Source organism: Rhizobium sp. CB3171 (assembly GCF_029714265.1).
Classification (GTDB): Bacteria; Pseudomonadota; Alphaproteobacteria; order Rhizobiales; family Rhizobiaceae; genus Rhizobium.
This window is the reverse complement of the sequence record NZ_CP121654.1, coordinates 441839-457321: the sequence shown is the minus strand read 5'-3', so window position 1 is coordinate 457321 and position 15483 is coordinate 441839. Positions and strand designations below refer to the sequence as shown.

Sequence of the window (15483 nt, the reverse complement as noted above, 5' to 3'; positions counted from 1 at the left end):
CACAGCGCACTGAATGTGGAATTGTTCAGGGGATTTGCTCTCGCCGATCCCATCGCGCCCTTCGTCGTGATCAATGACCAGGACAGCGAGCAAGCGTGGTCGTTCACGTTGTTGCATGAGCTGGCCCACATATGGCTCGGACAAACAGGCCTGAGCGGCGGTCGGCTGAATAACGCGATCGAGACCCTCTGCAACGACGTCGCGGGGCGTATTCTGCTGCCCACAGGCGAGATAACCACCGAAACTTCACTCGTAGGTGCTTCGCAAGACCGCGTCGTCGCTCGCATTTCCGCCATCGCGGAAACGCGGCAGGTCAGCCATTCTATGGTTGCCTACAAGCTATACCGAGAGGGCATTATCGATGAGAACATGTGGTCCTCGGTCACCGCGCTCTTCCGCCAGCAATGGCTGAGGAGCAAGGCTGTGCAGCGCGATCGCGCTCGTGAAGCCGAGGGCGGTCCCAGCTATTATGTCGTGCGGCGTCACAAGCTTGGAAATCGCTTGGTCGAACTCGCAAAACGCATGCTTGCCGATGGTGCGCTATCGCCCTCAAAGGCGGCCGCCATTCTTGGGGTTAAGCCGAGCAACGTCTATCCCCTTACCAACAGCGCGGCCTGAGGACATATTGTGCATCTTCTCGACGCAAACGTCCTGATTACAGCGCACAATCTATACTATCCGATCAATCGGGTGCCCGAGTTCTGGGAATGGTTAGTCCATATGGGCAGCATGGGTCGCCTGAAGATCCCTGTTGAAATTCTGGAGGAGATCACCGAGAAGTCTCCGATTGGCCAATGGTTGAAGGAGGGGGACAATGGCGCCAGCCTTCAGCTGGATGAAGATGTCGATCCCGAACTGGTGCAAGCTGTGATTGCGGCCTATGCTACAGATCTCAACGATGCCGAAATAATCGAAATCGGTCGTGATCCCTTCTTGATCGCATACGCGATGGCCAATCCGACGGAGCGCGTCGTCGTGACCGTCGAAGCATCCAAGCCAAAGACCCAGCGGGCAAATCGACGAGTTCCGGATGTGTGCAACGATCTTGGGGTCACCTGGTGTGATAGTTTCCAGATGATGTCTTCTCTGGATTTTACAACGGCCTGGCGCTCGGCGCTCAGCTAGAGCGACTACCCTGCGCTTCCAGCAGCAGCTCATATTTCGGTGCCTGGGACAAACGGCCATTTCGACACCAAATCGCCATCGGACTACACGAAAGACGAAATCGCGGATGTAATGCAATAACGGTCATTGATTAGCCCGCGATGATAGTGCCGAGTAAGCTTAACATCGTGCTGCCCTTCCATGATCCTTTTGCGCGCGCGCCTGGCATGGCAGATCGAAGTAGCCGTTCCAGACACCGCGATCAGCGGCCATCACCTCATAATGAGCTTCCAGATAGCGGCCGTGCGAATTTTGGGCCAATCCACCGCGTAGCCGTTCCGCACCAACCAGAGGTTCACTTCGGCGCCGTCGGCGCGAAAGCAAGTGGCAACGGCGCGCCGATAGGGGTCATGGCCTGTAACCACGCACCTGGTAGGTCGAGATTGCGCACCATGCGTCCAGGGCGACGGCAACCGCGGCTCGCCCCTATCGAGTATTTTGTCCAATTCTCGCGCGATTTGACGCGCCGTCGACCACTGCTCTCCTTCAATCGTGCGAGCCCACGATGGTGTTCGATTTTGAAATCGTTTTGGCAAGGGGAGGCGTTCAGTGAAATCGCTAGCGGAAAAACGTCCTCCATTTATCGGTTGATGTAGCGGATCATGTCGTTGCGCGTCTTGCCGAGTTCGTCGGCGATGCTGTCTATCGCTTCCTCGACCTGTTCATCAAGGGCGATCGAACCCGCATTCCGGAGCATCAGTGCGGCCCGGCGCAACATGATCTGCAAGTCGGGTTACGGGACGTCCGCGATCCGGTCCGCGGCGTCTTCAAGGAAGCTGACATAATCAGTTTTCATTCCAATCCTCGCGGTTAGACCTATCGCTCGTCTCTTCGATCACTGCGGCTTCTCCCTCTTCGTCCTCCGGAGGTCTCGCCCAATCGCGCAGCATCCTTAAGCCCGCCCACATGGGAACGGCAAAAGCCAAAATTCCGAAGTAGCAGGCGTAATAGACGTGGGAAAATGGGCCCTGAACCCGCATGATCATTTCGCCGTTCATACACCTGTGAGCATCACTCAATGTTCTAAGGTCCTGACAGCGGGTATGATAAAATATCAGCGTCAAACCATCCCAGAGAACCAGCAAAGCCGTCCCGCCCAAGAGCCCCCTTGCGGAGTGACTGAAGATCGATTTGTGACCGAATTTCCACGTTGCGGATAGGATCCATACCGATTTGGACCTTTCGCAGGAAGAAAACCAGCATGATGCATATGATTGCTGACGACAGTTGCGCAAGCAAGAGCGTCAACAGTGGCCCAGTCGGAGGCGCCCAGAAATATACCGTCCCCGCAACGACAAAGGCCGCAAGACCCACGCAACTGAACAACGATCCCGCTGTGAGCCCTCTGCGTGTGACCAGGGAGCGCAGGAAAGAAATCGTCGCCGCGATTGTCGCCAACCAGGCCGCCGGGCCGATTACCCAAGGCAAAGACAGATCATTCGCCCAATGGCTGGGAATTAGGAATATCGCCAGCGCGAGGGGAACAATAAATGGAAAGATATCTCTCCAGGTGATCGGTGCTTGGCGTACTGCGTTCTTTTTGTGAGGTTTGCTGTGCGGCTTCCGCGTTTTGGACCTTGTTGGGCGCGGCATGCTTATTGCACAATCCTATTGTGAAGAGCGGTATCTATAAACGCTTTCATTTGGCTCTCTTGTACCGTTGCAATGCATTTATTTGCGAAGATAGCTTTTTCGACCGTCGTCGGTAAGGCAGAAGTGACCGCCGCGTGGCCCGACACAATACGATCCGCCGCGGCACGAGCAATCTGACGAGGCCGTCGGCTCCATGTCCGCTGGCGTCGAGCCGAGCAGCGCCGCGCCACCCATATACGCATCGCATGACTTCTTGCTGGCGCTAACAGATCCGTCGTTGCAGATGAAGGTCGATCCTTGGCAACGGTCGATGCCGCCTTTATGCCCGCTGCAAGGAGTGTTGGTCGCCCAGCATGCCGTCGGCATCAATATCAACACCATTCCGACGATAGCCGCCCAAGCTTTCATCAATCTAGCCCTCATGCACCACAGATTAGCCGTTGCGGGTGAAGCATCAGTTTATTCTCAGACCAAGCTTTTGCTGTGGGGAAATTACGAACATCGGCTTACGACGAAGGGCAACGGCGGAGTTACACCAACCCTTCAGCCATCTTTTCACGCTTTCCTCAGGCAACTCGTTGGCGATGACGTCGATCGATCTCCCAAGGATATCGATCCTCCTTCCCATGAAGCCAATGTCATCCGGGCTTCTACCGAACTTGGAGGGACCAAAGTCCGCTGTCCATCGCACACGATGCGGAAATGGGCGATCAGGCCCATTTGCAAAGAAAGCCCAGACGTCGATGTCCTTGAGGCCGTTGGTGCCGTTTTCAAAGTGCAGCGCGCCACCCTGCGCAAGAACGAGCAGCAGAAGTCTCTCACGATAAAGCGATGCAACAGGAGCTCTGTCGAAGACTTCGGTCAACTTTGACCAAGATGCTTCCGCAAAAAGCTTTAGATCTTCCCTTTGTATCGGCGCAAATGATCTCCGTGCGATCTCTTCCATAGGCGTCTCCGCGACATCATCTCACTCCTCAAACTTGAGGTCCTAGAGCTGCCTACCGTAGCGAGAGCGGGATGTCGCGTGACAGGTAGCGTGATACTTGTTTTTTGGGTTCGCGGTCACTAGCTCAGTAAGGTTGCAGAACGAGGAAGCGCCATGCACTCGGAATTTACAGTGACGATCGATCCATTTCATGGAAACTGGAACGGACAGGGCGATCGCCCTATCTGGCATTCGCTTGTATGGGCGTCATCCTCGAGCGAAGCGGTAGCGATCGGAAAACTCGCTCGGGATGCGATGGGGCGCCCGTTACCACATACAGCGAAAGTAACTGCCTAACCTCGATTCATGTGAGCGTCGGGAAATCGGCATACGCTAAGAGTAGGCGGAATCACTGAACAAATCCCAGCTTTTTAGCCGCGCGCCGCTGCTGGATGCAGAATGCCGATTTTGAGCTATCAGACATTTGTTCTATTTGGACTTGCTGGCCTTTGACCATCAGGGGCAGCATGCTCGCAAAGTTCAAATCGTCCGCAGCGACTTTTTTCTCAATGTAGCGTTGGATAGCGTCCTTGTCATAACTCATGCTACACGCGTCCTCCGCAGCGAGGAGCGCCCCTAGTTGCGTCGTCACGATCATACTATCTTCAGCATAGGAACTGCATGGGAAAAAGGCGGCTAGCGCCATAGCCCAAATGATAGATTTCATAGGCACTCTCCAAGCATGAGATCTAAACGGGTCGAATATACTTTCGCCATCTCTGTTTATTCATCGTCGATCTCATCGCCATTATCATCAGAGTCAGCACCGCGGGACGGCTCCTGGACATATTTCTGGCAACCCTCATCGAAGGACGTTGAATTTCCAGAACAGTCAGACTCATCCGTCACACCGTTTCTCTCTGCCCATTCGTAGCCCGCTTTATGCCCCGAGCAATCATCAGTGCAATCATTGTCGCCGAATGTCCGGGCGTCGGCGACATGCATATCAGAGCACAAGGCCGCCACCAGGAAGGTGGCTGCTGCCAACCAATTTCGCATCCGTCTCTCCCAATAGCGTCTTAACAACCATCAATTGCCGCAATAATTATCGCAAAACTCTAGAATGTCGATGATTGATTCATCCTTAGGTTACTTCGTTTCTCGTCCAATTTGCGCGGCGCTATGCAGGCGCCGTAGTCGGCCTCGGGGCATTCGCGTTTTGTGGCTATCGGCGTTGCTCGCGCGACTAACAATCGCTTTGACGCTTTGAACTTTGCTCTTTGAGCTTCCGCTTTTCCCTGATCGCCTGACGTAACTTTTCTCCCATGCTCTGAGGGCTTCAGTTGTTCCGAGTTTAATCGCTCGGTCCAGGTCATCACGATACCAGAACTTGCGGCGCGTCGTATCGACCACCCACGGTGCCGGATACGTCCTTCCGACGCGCTCTAGGAAATCTTCGACGTGCTTTTCACCGCAATATCCCGCCGCCATGTCTGCCATCATGCGGGGCGGCCAACTGCCAGCAGGGATGGCTACCGGACGTCGCTGCGTCATGCAATTCTCCTGAAGTGGTTTTATCGGGCCACCAAGGATTGATTGACATATTCGCAAGGGAAGGGCGACTCATTTGCCATCATGATCCGGCGGATGCCTTTTGAGGGACAGGGCCACCCCTTGTTCTGCCTCTCAGCAAGATAGGTTGCGGGATCGATCCGTCGTACTTCCGACGCGGCGCCAAATGTCCCAAATTGTACTCGCGATAGGCGCGGTTTCCGGCGGGGGTCGAATTTGGCGGACGCGATATCCCTGACCCATTCTGGCGCCTTGCTTGCGTTGCGCTTCATCTGCTTTTTGGAGCTGCATCCTGATTTACTTTTCACCAAGTGGCACCTTGTCGATCGTACGTGTTTTTAGAGCGTTCTCGGAGCGGTCGGATCGTTCGAACTTCGCGGTGATCTGATAAATGTTTTCGATTGCCGCGCGTCGAATTAGTGTAAGCGATGTGCCGCTTCCACCTTGACGTAGCGGCCTCTGCTGTGACGATTGCCAGACCTGTAAGGGTGTGGCGGCTTTCGGCCAAAACGGCCATGATCAGAACCTCACTTGAGATAACAGAACAGGTCAGAGAACACGGAGGTTAGCCAGTGCCGTACGTCAAGGTTGAGATCGCAAAAGGAATCGCCACCGTCGATCAAAAGCGCGCCGTCATCAAAAGAATGACGGAAGTGCTTGTCGAAGAGTTGGGTCGCAATCCCGAATATGTCTTTGTGGTGATTGATGAGGTAGATACCGACAATTGGGGTAGAAAGGGTGTGACGCTGACTGATCTTTGGCAGCAGGCAAAGACGGACACGCCTTAGCTCTTGATTTTTCGGCCAAGGCAGCCGCCAGAACCGTTAGCTGGCGTGGCAATTCCAAGGCAGCAACTCACCGATCCGGCTCTGCTTATGGCCGTTGACGATGGCGGTGAGCGTGACGGTCAAATAGGCCAGCGGATGGACGGTATTAAGTTTGCAGGTTTCGATCAGTGAGGCGATGGTAGCCCAGTTCTCTGCTCCGGCATCGTGTCCGGCGAAGAGAGCATTCTTACGATTGAGGGCTATCGGCCGGATGGTGCGTTCGACGCTGTTGTTGTCGATCTCGATGCGACCGTCGGTCAGGAAGAGCCTCAGGCCATCCCAGTATTTGGCGATGTAGGCCAAGGCCTCGCCGAGTGGGGACTTCGTCGCGACACGGGCACGGTGATGGACCAGCCAGGTCTGCATGTCGGCGATCAGTGGCGCTGACCGTTCCTGTCGACCGGCAAGACGAGCCTGCGGATCAAGGCCGCGCAGTGCGGCTTCGATCCGGTACAGTTCACCGATCCGTTTGACGCCATCTTCGGCAATCGGCGCTGTTCCGTTGCGCGCGATCTCGATCAGCTTTCGGCGAGCGTGGGCCCAACAATAGGCAAGCCGAATGTCCGGACCAGCACGATCAGGCGCAATCAGTCTGTTGTATCCGGCATAGCCATCGACTTGCAGGATTCCGGAGAAGCCCTGCAATATCTGTTCGGCATGGAGCCCGCCGCGGCCGGGCGCATAGGTGAAAGCTACGCCGGGCGGAGCACCTCCGCCCCATGGGCGATCATCCCGCGCCAGCGCCCAGAAGTATCCCGTCTTGGTTTTACGGGAGCCAGGATCGAGAACCGGTGCACGGGTCTCATCCATGAAGAGCTTGGTAGACCGCTTCAGATCGGCCATCAGCGCGTCGAAGACGGGACGCAGCTCATGGGCTGCGCGTCCGACCCAGTCTGCGAGCGTGGAGCGGTCGAGATCAACGCCCTGGCGGCTCATGATCTGGGCCTGCCGATAGAGCGGAAGATGATCGGCATATTTGGAAACCAGCACATGGGCGACAGTCGCTTCGGTCGGCAGCCCTGCCTGGATCAACCGAGCGGGAGCCGGGGCCTGAACGACGCCGTCGGTGCAGGCGCGACAAGCATATTTGGGGCGACGGGTGACAATCACGCGGAACTGCGCCGGGACCACGTCCAACCTCTCGGAGATATCCTCGCCAATGCAATGCAGGCAACCGCCGCAGGCACAGATCAGGCTTTCCGGCTCAATCACCTCTTCGACACGAGGAAGATGTTTTGGAAGGGAGCCGCGATTGGTCGCGCGGGGCTTGGTGACCCTGTTCCCGGCATGAGCGTCCGCCTCATCCTCGGCATGGATTGCGGCCATGGCCGTTTCCAGGTCTTCCAGCGCGAGATCGAATTGATCGGGATCGGCCTTCTCGGACTTGCGCCCGAAGGCCGCTTGCTTGAAGGCCGCGACCAGCTTCTCAAGCCGTTCGATCCGTTCATCCTTGCGGGCGATCTGAGCAACCTTATCCGCTTCGCGTGCCTGCGCCGCAATCAGCATAGCCTTCAGGGCGGCAACATCATCGGGTAGATCGGCGGCGTCCAACATCGTTGGAACCTAGCAAAATCCGGCCCGCGTTGCGTTCGGAATATGTCGTGCTGAGTCATCGTGCCGCAGCTATTCGATGGTCTCCGGCACTCTCGTCTCGACAGAACGAACTCGCCGCCAATCGAGGCCCGCAAACAAGGCTTCGAACTGAGCGTGGGTCAGTGTCATCAGGCCATCCTTGATCCCGGGCCAGGTGAACGTGTGCTCTTCCAGCCTCTTGTACCTCACAACAGAATGCAGCCACTGCCAACGCAGATACGCAGTTAGTGCGGGTGACGCATCCGTTTCATCCTTTATTCCCACGGCAGTTGCCGTGCGTCGGCAAGCGCTACAACCGGCATGGTGAACGCCTTTTGCTGCAGACCGAGGACACCACTGTTTGGTCGGTTCCTCCGCAATGGACTGATCTTGTGAGCTTGGATCCTGAGGTCGTCATGAGCAACGGGCGATCGCTCTTGCGGGTAGTCGACTTAATGGAGTTGGCCACTCTGGTGAAGCGCCTTTCGAGCAAATCGGGGCCGGGCTGACGTGCGGAAGTGTAAGGATAAATATGCCGCATTTGTAAAGTGGATTATGCCGCAAGAGGTCGCTTTTATGAGAGGTTACGCCTGCAAATACAAGATATCTCGTCAAATAGACCATAAGCATCGTCTTGACGAGGCAGCAAAATGCGTCATAATTAGCATTACGCTAACACCGCTTCATGTCCTCGGAGCCATCGATGTCTGCGAAGTACGACAGCAAGCGCACAAAGACGGATGGCCTCATCGAAGAGGGCACGTTCAATCCCACCCCGAGAAGGTGCGCGATCCAAAGTTTCGGGGCAGCGAGTTCTTCGATCCGCACGACGCCGTGCAGGTCAAATACGAGATGCTGCGTCGCGTCTCCATCGACAAGGTGTCGGTGACGGAGGCCTCCGACGAGTACGGTGTTTCCAGGCCAACCTACTACCAGGCCAAGGTGAACTTCGATATGGCCGGCATTGCCGGACTGGTGCCGACGAAGCCGGGGCCCCGCGGTCCCCACAAGATCGACGACAAAGTCCTGGCATTTCTGCAGGCGCAGCTCGCCCCAGGAGAACCCGTTCGCGCCCGGGAACTGGCCAAGCTGCTCCGCCAGGAACTCGATATCGAGCTTCATCCCAGATCGATCGAGCGGGTTCTAAAAAAGCGGCACGTAAACATTGCCGCGACGGCGGCATGCCCGATCCAACCGTCGACCATCGCGTCCCAGTACGAGGTATTGCGCAAGGCAGCCCTCGGCGCAGCGCTGCCGCTTATGGCCCGTAGCGGCCTGATGCTCTTTCTGCGCCGGGGGATGTGGGGATGGGTTCAGGCGCTGACCGCAGCAGCAAGCACTCCGCGAGAGCAGAATTACCCATCGTCATTTGCTTGTCCGCTGCACGGCGGACACAGCGCCGTCGTTCACGTCCTTGCGACAATCGCCATGAGCACCAACGATCGGAGGTCACCATGAATGTACATCTCAAAGTCCAGCCTCATCACCTCGAACGCGGCGCCTACCTCTACATCCGCCAGTCTTCCATGCGGCAAGTCGTTGAGAACGTTGAGAGCGCCAGGCGGCAATATGCGCTTCGGGGACGCGCTGTCGCCCTCGGCTGGCGCGACGAGCAGATTATCGTCATCGACAACGATCAAGGAGAGTCCGGTGCATCGGCGGCGTGGCGCGAGGGGTTTCAGCGGCTGGTCAGCGATGTCGGCATGGGGCATGCCGGGATCGTCATGGGCCTGGAGGTCTCCCGTCTGGCGCGCAACAATGCCGACTGGCAGCGTCTGCTGGAGATCTGTGCCCTTGCCGACACCCTGATCCTCGACGAGGACGGCGTCTATGATCCGGCAAGTTTCAACGACCGGCTCCTGCTCGGCCTGAAGGGAACAATGAGTGAGGCCGAGCTGCATGTGATCAAAGCCCGGCTGCGCGGCGGCATTCTCAATAAGGTGCGGCGCGGCGAGTTTCGTTGCCTCCTACCGACCGGGCTGGTCTATGACCATTTCGGCAATGTGACTCTTGATCCAGACATGCAAGTCAGAGAAACGATCATTCATTTCTTTGAGATGTTCTCTCGCCTCGGGTCCGCCTCCCAGACCGTCAAGGTCTTTCGCAATGAAGGCCTATTGTTTCCATCGCGCCTACACAACGGCGGCACGCTATTTCGGCCGCTGACCGCATCGACGGCGATGCGTGTCCTGAACAATCCGCGCTACGCTGGCGCCTATACCTATGGCCGACGACAGTTTCGACGCACCATCGACGGCAAAAAGACTCTGCGTGCGCGCGACATTGATGACTGGCCGGCCTGCATTCCCGATGCTCATCCCGGCTATATCAGCTGGGAGCGACATCAGGAGAATCTGAAGATCCTCAAGGCGAATGGCCGTGGATTTGAAGCGGCACGAGCTTCAATCCCAAGGGAGGGACCGGCACTGCTGCAAGGCCGGGCCGTGTGTGGGCAGTGCGGCAGCCATCTTAGGGTTCGCTATGCGGCGCGACGTGGCCGGCAGGAAGCCTGGTACATTTGTAATCGTGCCCGCATTTATCGTGCGGAGCCTATGTGTCAGTCGATCGCTGGGCCTCCCGTCGATGAAGCCATCGGTATGCTGATTGCCGAGCAGATGACGCCGGCGGCCGTCGAACTCGCTCTCGAAGTCCGCAAGGAGATCCAAGCCCGGCATGAAGAAGCAGACCGGCTGCGCTGTCGCGCAATCGAACGCGCCCAAACGGAAGCCGAGCTCGCTCAGCGCCGCTTCATGCTTGTCGATCCTAGTAACCGCCTCGTCGCCGACACGCTCGAAGGTGAATGGAACGAGAAGCTTCGCACGCTGGCCAGTGCCCGCGAAGAGCGCGAACGTGGCCGAGAGCACGATCAATTCATCCTCGATAAAGCTGTCCACGAACGGTTAGTCGCGATGACGGCCGACTTCAACCAGCTCTGGAAAGATCCGGATACCCCAAGCCGCGAACGCAAGCGATTGCTGGCCCACATCATTGAGGATGTCACTCTCTTAAAGTTGCCAGCGGAAGGAACCACTAAGCTTCACGTTCGCTTCAAGGGCGGCAAAATCCAGACGCTCACCACCATGAACCCAAAATCCTCTCCTCAGCAGATCAAGACAAAGCCCAGCATCATTGAACTGGTCGATAGGCTTCTCGACGATTACATTTATCCCGAGATCGCCGAGATTCTAAACGAGCAGGGGCATCGCCCAGGTGGAACCGCACGTCGCGGCTGCCAGGACGCCCGCTTTACACCCCTCAAAGTCGCCTATCTCATCCACGAATATAAGCTGCGATCACGATATGATCGACTGCGACAGCGGGGAATGCTGACAAGACAGGAAGCGGCAGTGCATCTCAATATCAGCGAGCAAACCGTCGCCAGATGGGCCAAATTTGGCCTCATCACCAGACATGCCTATAACGGGCACTATAGCCTGTACGAAATCGCCGATGGAGACCTGCCGCAAAAGCAATGCAGTCGATGGAATCCACTCGAAGATCGCGCTGCTGCGTATCGACAAATGCAAACCGAGCCAAGAACATCAACTGGCGAGGAAAGAGGTGTAGTATGAACGCCGATCGTTGTAAGCCAGCACGATCCCGCTCCCATCCCAGTAGATCAGCTTCAACCGGTCGGCCTTGCGTGACCGGAACACGAAGACCGTGCCGGTGAACGGGTCCTTATGCAGCTCGTTCTTCACCAGTGCCGCCAATCCGTCATGACCCTTACGGAAGTCTACCGGTTTGGTCGCCACCATGATCCGGACGCGGTTCGATGGAAAGATCATGTCGCCGCCGCCAAGGCGCGTGCGATGGCGGCGATCCGGGCCGTTGACGCCCCTTCCTCAAGGCGGATTGTGACTGGACCGATGACAATCTCGGCGCGGGAAATTGCTTTGACAGTCGGCAGCTCCGATTCGGGCGTCTCGACAACCATGGCAGCAAATTCGACGGCGTCCTCCGGCGCAGGCAAAACCAGCTTCCCCTGCCGCGCCAGTGTTCGCCAGGACGACAGGTGGTTGGCCTTCAGCCCGTAGCGCCCCGCGACCTCGTTCACCGTCACGCCCGGTCGCAAGCTCTCCGACACGATCCGTGCCTTGACCTCGTCCGGCCATTGGCGATTGACGTCACGACGCCCGCGACGTGTTGTGAGAACCTCCAACGTAGTCTCCATGGAGAACCTCCTTGCCGCTCATCCATGGAACTGGATCACAGGTCAGGCGACTGCGGGCAACGTGGGGGCAGAACACCGGTTACGAATTAGTGAGGGAAGCGCATGTGATGTTCGACGGCTGTTGTCTGCCCAAATGAAAAGATTCTGCTGAGTCATGCCGCAAACACCTTGATGGCGTCTGGAGTGAGACGCTGCTCCGCAAGCAAGCGCGGTGCTTCCGCAACACGTGATTTGTCGGCGCGGGCAAGGCTGTCAGCATCGTCTTTCCATTTGGGATGACCCAGCATTCACGACGGTAATGGACGAGCTCTGCCTTCAGCACCAGGTCGCGAACGTAGAAGCTTCTGTATCCCTTGAAGCGCGATCCGGCCGGAGCATCGACGCGCAGGATCTCCTGTCGGCTCACCCGCTTGACATCCAACTTTGCGCCGCGCGGCTTCTTCTTGCTCGCCGGCAAGATATCGGCCGCACCGCGACACCTACTATTGGTTAAATTGTCTCACCTTTTAAAATGGGCTATGCCATTTCCATCGAAGGGGGAACCATCGGATACTATCCACACAAGGTTTATCCTTGTCGTTTTTTAGAGAAAATAGGATCCGGCAAGTTCCGTTTCATCTCTTGTTCATGGTTGCGGGCGAGGCGAGCCCCGCCGGCAACGATTGGAGATATGTGTCATGCCGGCAAATTGGGCACCATTTCAGAAGCTTTCGAACGGTCGAGTCGAGTGGCCGACGGGTCCGATGACAGGCCTTCACGCAAACTTTGAGCCCACATGGGTCGAGGCCTGGGTTGTGCAGGGGACCGGCACGAACCAAGCTGATATGATTTGGAGTGGCCCCAGTCAAAGCACCACCCAGAGTTCTTGGACAGGCTTCGTGTTGGGCCAGTGGACTGCAGCCGAGCCTGGGTGGAAAAGCGGAACCTTCTATGCCGGCCCGGCATTGGGGATCACGCTCCTAGCAATGCGCAATAAAGTCACAGGGGATCATGAGTTCGATTGGTGGTTTGATCCAATCATTCTATTTTAGAGCTCGGTAACCGTCGAGCGACGCATAGATTGGAGGATGAAATGGTCATCGATGAAGCGTTTGTCAAAAAATTCGAGATGCAGATCGAAGTCCTCAAGACTTTGCAAAAGAGGGTCGGGGAGGCGATCGACAGTGCGCAATCAAAAATTGAAAGGCTGAAGCAGGGGATGACCGAAGGGAAATCCGTAGAGGAGGTGTTGAAGGAAAAGTAATATGCGACTGTTCAGAACCGGTGGTTAGAATCGGTCGGTAGAAGGGCCCCGAAGACATTAGCTCCGACGGGAGCGCCGCGGTTGGGCTCGGGACTACCAATTTGGGTACTGCACAGACATGGTGCACCGCTGTTGTGGAAAGCAGCGGGACTTGAATTCATAACGCTAGCCGTCTCGTTTGATGCCCGATGTTACCGGTTTCTGCCGCTGGCATGGTCGGAGCGCAGGACCGTGAAGTTGCGGCGATACTTACTTGAGGGGCAGGAGAGGTAAACTGGTTTGGGACCGGAGCGAAGCTGAGTTAACGCTGCTGAAGGTCACTGCATTGGCGTTCGCACGCAATCTCTACGGTTGTGTCACCCCGGCGAAGGCCAACAAATCCGCCACCGTGAAGTCCCCAGCAGTGGACGAAGGCAGGATAGGCGTGAACCCGCCGGCAACGTTGAGGTATGATGAGGCGTCGCGCTTCAGAATCCTCACAAACGTCTCTGCCACGATCCTGCCGCCGACCGGACCCAACTGATTTCCACTGTGGAGGACCGCAGCCTCGCGCAGGGTGTAATACCACAGGGGCGTCTTGGTCAGAAGTATACCGCCGCTGGAATTCAGCACAGCCACTTCGGCCGCCGGCAACCCAGATGTCAATTGCTCCGTGGTCATGGGTGCGATGCCGAATGCGTTGGCCATGCCTTGTCCGCTCGGCAGGCCGAGAGCTAAGGCGCGCCGGAGGTTTCGCGTTGCCAGGATCGCCATCATTCCTGAGAAGCCGGGTAGCGATTCCAATCCGTTCGCCATGAAACTATCGATTTTCCGAGCCTTGTTGTGAACCGGCACTGGTACTCCAGTATCAAAGAAGGCGTTGAAGTCGACGACCCAGTTTGAAAAGACCGGCAGCCGTGGATTGCGATTGAACTCGAACACCTTTCCGAGTGTGGCATTCGGGAAGTTGAAATTTACCCAATATGTATCGCGGACCATGCTGTGGCCGAACCTAAATGCTGCCACCGCGAACTCGACTGGCATTTGGAACGGACTGCCGGTGGGAGCGGTAATGCTCGTCATCGCGTTGTTCACAGCAGCCGATCCGCAGATTCTTTCCAGAAAGTCATGCACCACGACCCATTGGTAGTGATGAGTCACGATTCGCTTGGCCTCTGCGAAGATGTCCCCCGCGAATGCAACAGCCAGCAGGAGGTCAACGACGGCATTGTGGAAGCGCAGCATAGCGTGCTGGAACTGTACGATGATCAGATTTTCGTCATTGCGCGGATCACCAATTACGGCAGTGTTCGTACCCTGCATGCGGGGCACATCCCAGCTCGCCTGCGGGACCATGCCCGATGGGTTACCGTTGTTGCTAGGACCGCCTGACCCATTAGGAGTGTTCGTGCCCCTGTGCAGCTTGATTGCGGTCGCTGGACCGGACGCAGGAAAATCGTAGAGAAACGGATCCAAGCCAGGCCCGCGGCCGTAAACAGAATCTAAATCGAGTGCCGGGCTGCGCATGTTATTGATCGTATTCGCATCAGTATCGGCGTCGAGAGTCGACGAGACGTCGAACGTGATATCATGGTCCACAAACTGACCAAAATAAGTGAAGCCTGCCGGTATCGAAGATACGCCCGCGTCAGCAGGATTGTCAGACGCAGGATTGGGATCACGGCCGGCGTCTCCCATCATGATACCGAGCTGGCCGAGGAGTGCTTGCGTCGCGACATTGAATGGCAACTTCGTCGCCGCACGGGTGGCTGGTGACGACATGTACCCAAAACGATCTGCACAGGGAGAACTCAGCCACGGGAACGGGAACCAGTAGAGCGGAATTTTAACTCCGTGAAGACGTCGAATTCCCGGCTTGAGCGCAGGGATAGACTCTTTGATGTCTTCCGGAAAATTCTTCACAGGAAGGGTCGCCGGCTCGATGCGGTTTGCGCTGGCCAAGAGTTGCTCTATCGAAACGGTTGGCCTCAGATCCAGTTCGATCAGGCGCTTTTGCAACTCGGCCTGCGCTATCGGCTTAGTGCTAACGTATCCCTTGGAAATTGATGTTTGTTTGAGAAAGTCGCGGACTGGTTCGGGAATTTGGGACGTTGCCGCGGCGTTAGCTTCTTCGAGTTTCTGTCTCGTGGCTTTCGTCGCTTTGGAAACCTGTTTCGGTGGGGCATTCTTTTTCGTGACCATACTTGACCTCTTCGAAAGTAATTTCAAGAAGTAGCATCCCACGCGGTGGGAAAGGGATTCAATAAGTCGGATTATCCGTACCTGCTAGATATGAGAGAGGGGACGAAAACGTTCGGAGAGTTGCCGGCGGGTAAGGTTAGCGACTTACCAGCTTAGAATTTGCGGGCGCTGACGAAACGCACTGAGCGAAGATTTCCAGCAGCCCCCTCTGCCACCTTCCTTCTTGCCGCCT

At 56.6% G+C, this 15483-nt stretch carries 15 protein-coding genes and 2 pseudogenes; 7 read left to right on the top strand and 10 right to left on the bottom strand.

Annotated elements, in window-relative coordinates:
- Positions 1-21 precede the first annotated feature (21 nt).
- Complete coding sequence (locus QA648_RS37095) at positions 22-618, top strand: ImmA/IrrE family metallo-endopeptidase (protein WP_349254330.1); 597 nt, start codon at positions 22-24, stop codon at positions 616-618.
- 9 nt (positions 619-627) lie between these two features.
- Positions 628-1125, top strand: coding sequence for a DUF4411 family protein (locus tag QA648_RS34060; RefSeq protein WP_283054460.1), 498 nt, complete (start codon positions 628-630; stop codon positions 1123-1125).
- Between the two features lie 622 nt (positions 1126-1747).
- Here the strand turns inward: QA648_RS34060 and QA648_RS34055 are convergent.
- A pseudogene (locus QA648_RS34055) lies at positions 1748-1960 on the bottom strand (CopG family transcriptional regulator); the annotation flags it as partial.
- A 405-nt stretch (positions 1961-2365) separates the two neighbouring features.
- Between QA648_RS34055 and QA648_RS34050 the strand changes: the two are divergent.
- Positions 2366-2710: a hypothetical protein gene (locus QA648_RS34050; RefSeq protein ID WP_283054459.1), complete on the top strand. Its 345-nt coding sequence runs from the start codon at positions 2366-2368 to the stop codon at positions 2708-2710.
- Between the two features lie 501 nt (positions 2711-3211).
- Here QA648_RS34050 and QA648_RS34040 read toward each other — a convergent pair.
- The 4 genes from QA648_RS34040 to QA648_RS34025 all read right to left on the bottom strand — a co-directional run bounded on the left by QA648_RS34040 (position 3212) and on the right by QA648_RS34025 (position 5236).
- Positions 3212-3703 carry a hypothetical protein gene (locus QA648_RS34040; RefSeq protein WP_283054458.1) on the bottom strand — a complete coding sequence of 164 codons (492 nt, stop codon included), beginning with the start codon at positions 3701-3703 and terminating at the stop codon, positions 3212-3214.
- A 388-nt stretch (positions 3704-4091) separates the two neighbouring features.
- On the bottom strand, positions 4092-4409 hold the full coding sequence (locus QA648_RS34035; RefSeq protein WP_283054457.1) for a signal recognition particle: 318 nt from the start codon (positions 4407-4409) through the stop codon (positions 4092-4094).
- A gap of 56 nt (positions 4410-4465) precedes the next feature.
- Positions 4466-4741, bottom strand: a complete 276-nt coding sequence (locus QA648_RS34030; protein ID WP_349254329.1) for a hypothetical protein — start codon at positions 4739-4741, stop codon at positions 4466-4468.
- A gap of 90 nt (positions 4742-4831) precedes the next feature.
- Entirely contained in the window at positions 4832-5236 is a 405-nt protein-coding gene (locus QA648_RS34025) for a hypothetical protein (protein ID WP_283054456.1), read from the bottom strand.
- A 590-nt stretch (positions 5237-5826) separates the two neighbouring features.
- Between QA648_RS34025 and QA648_RS34020 the strand changes: the two genes are divergently transcribed.
- Positions 5827-6042, top strand: a complete 216-nt coding sequence (locus QA648_RS34020) for a 4-oxalocrotonate tautomerase family protein (RefSeq protein ID WP_283054455.1) — start codon at positions 5827-5829, stop codon at positions 6040-6042.
- A 36-nt stretch (positions 6043-6078) separates the two neighbouring features.
- Here QA648_RS34020 and QA648_RS34015 read toward each other — a convergent pair whose 3' ends face one another.
- Together QA648_RS34015 and tnpB (QA648_RS34010) are read right to left on the bottom strand one after the other, a co-directional pair.
- A complete protein-coding gene (locus QA648_RS34015; RefSeq protein ID WP_283054454.1) occupies positions 6079-7635 on the bottom strand; it encodes an IS66 family transposase in 1557 nt (518 codons plus the stop codon).
- Between the two features lie 69 nt (positions 7636-7704).
- The gene (gene tnpB, locus QA648_RS34010) at positions 7705-7938 is read right to left on the bottom strand and encodes an IS66 family insertion sequence element accessory protein TnpB (RefSeq protein WP_283054453.1); all 234 of its coding nucleotides are present in this window, start codon (positions 7936-7938) and stop codon (positions 7705-7707) included.
- A 498-nt stretch (positions 7939-8436) separates the two neighbouring features.
- Between tnpB (QA648_RS34010) and QA648_RS34005 the strand changes: the two genes are divergently transcribed.
- Together QA648_RS34005 and QA648_RS34000 are read left to right on the top strand one after the other, a co-directional pair.
- Positions 8437-9111 carry a helix-turn-helix domain-containing protein gene (locus QA648_RS34005; protein WP_283054452.1) on the top strand — a complete coding sequence of 225 codons (675 nt, stop codon included), beginning with the start codon at positions 8437-8439 and terminating at the stop codon, positions 9109-9111.
- A complete protein-coding gene (locus QA648_RS34000; protein ID WP_283047264.1) occupies positions 9108-11225 on the top strand; it encodes a recombinase family protein in 2118 nt (705 codons plus the stop codon). The genes QA648_RS34005 and QA648_RS34000 overlap by 4 nt, the downstream gene beginning before the upstream one ends.
- Before the next feature lie 18 nt (positions 11226-11243).
- Here QA648_RS34000 and tnpB (QA648_RS33995) read toward each other — a convergent pair.
- Together tnpB (QA648_RS33995) and QA648_RS33990 are read right to left on the bottom strand one after the other, a co-directional pair.
- Positions 11244-11441: pseudogene (gene tnpB / locus QA648_RS33995) on the bottom strand (IS66 family insertion sequence element accessory protein TnpB); the annotation flags it as partial.
- Complete coding sequence (locus tag QA648_RS33990; RefSeq protein WP_283054451.1) at positions 11438-11827, bottom strand: transposase; 390 nt, start codon at positions 11825-11827, stop codon at positions 11438-11440. The gene QA648_RS33990 and the pseudogene tnpB (QA648_RS33995), both read right to left, overlap by 4 nt.
- A 1072-nt stretch (positions 11828-12899) precedes the next feature.
- On the opposite strand from QA648_RS33990, the gene QA648_RS33985 reads away from it, so the two are divergent.
- Entirely contained in the window at positions 12900-13070 is a 171-nt protein-coding gene (locus tag QA648_RS33985; RefSeq protein ID WP_283054450.1) for a hypothetical protein, read from the top strand.
- Between the two features lie 345 nt (positions 13071-13415).
- Here QA648_RS33985 and QA648_RS33980 read toward each other — a convergent pair whose 3' ends face one another.
- The gene (locus tag QA648_RS33980) at positions 13416-15251 is read right to left on the bottom strand and encodes a heme peroxidase family protein (RefSeq protein WP_283054449.1); all 1836 of its coding nucleotides are present in this window, start codon (positions 15249-15251) and stop codon (positions 13416-13418) included.
- Positions 15252-15483: the final 232 nt, after the last annotated feature.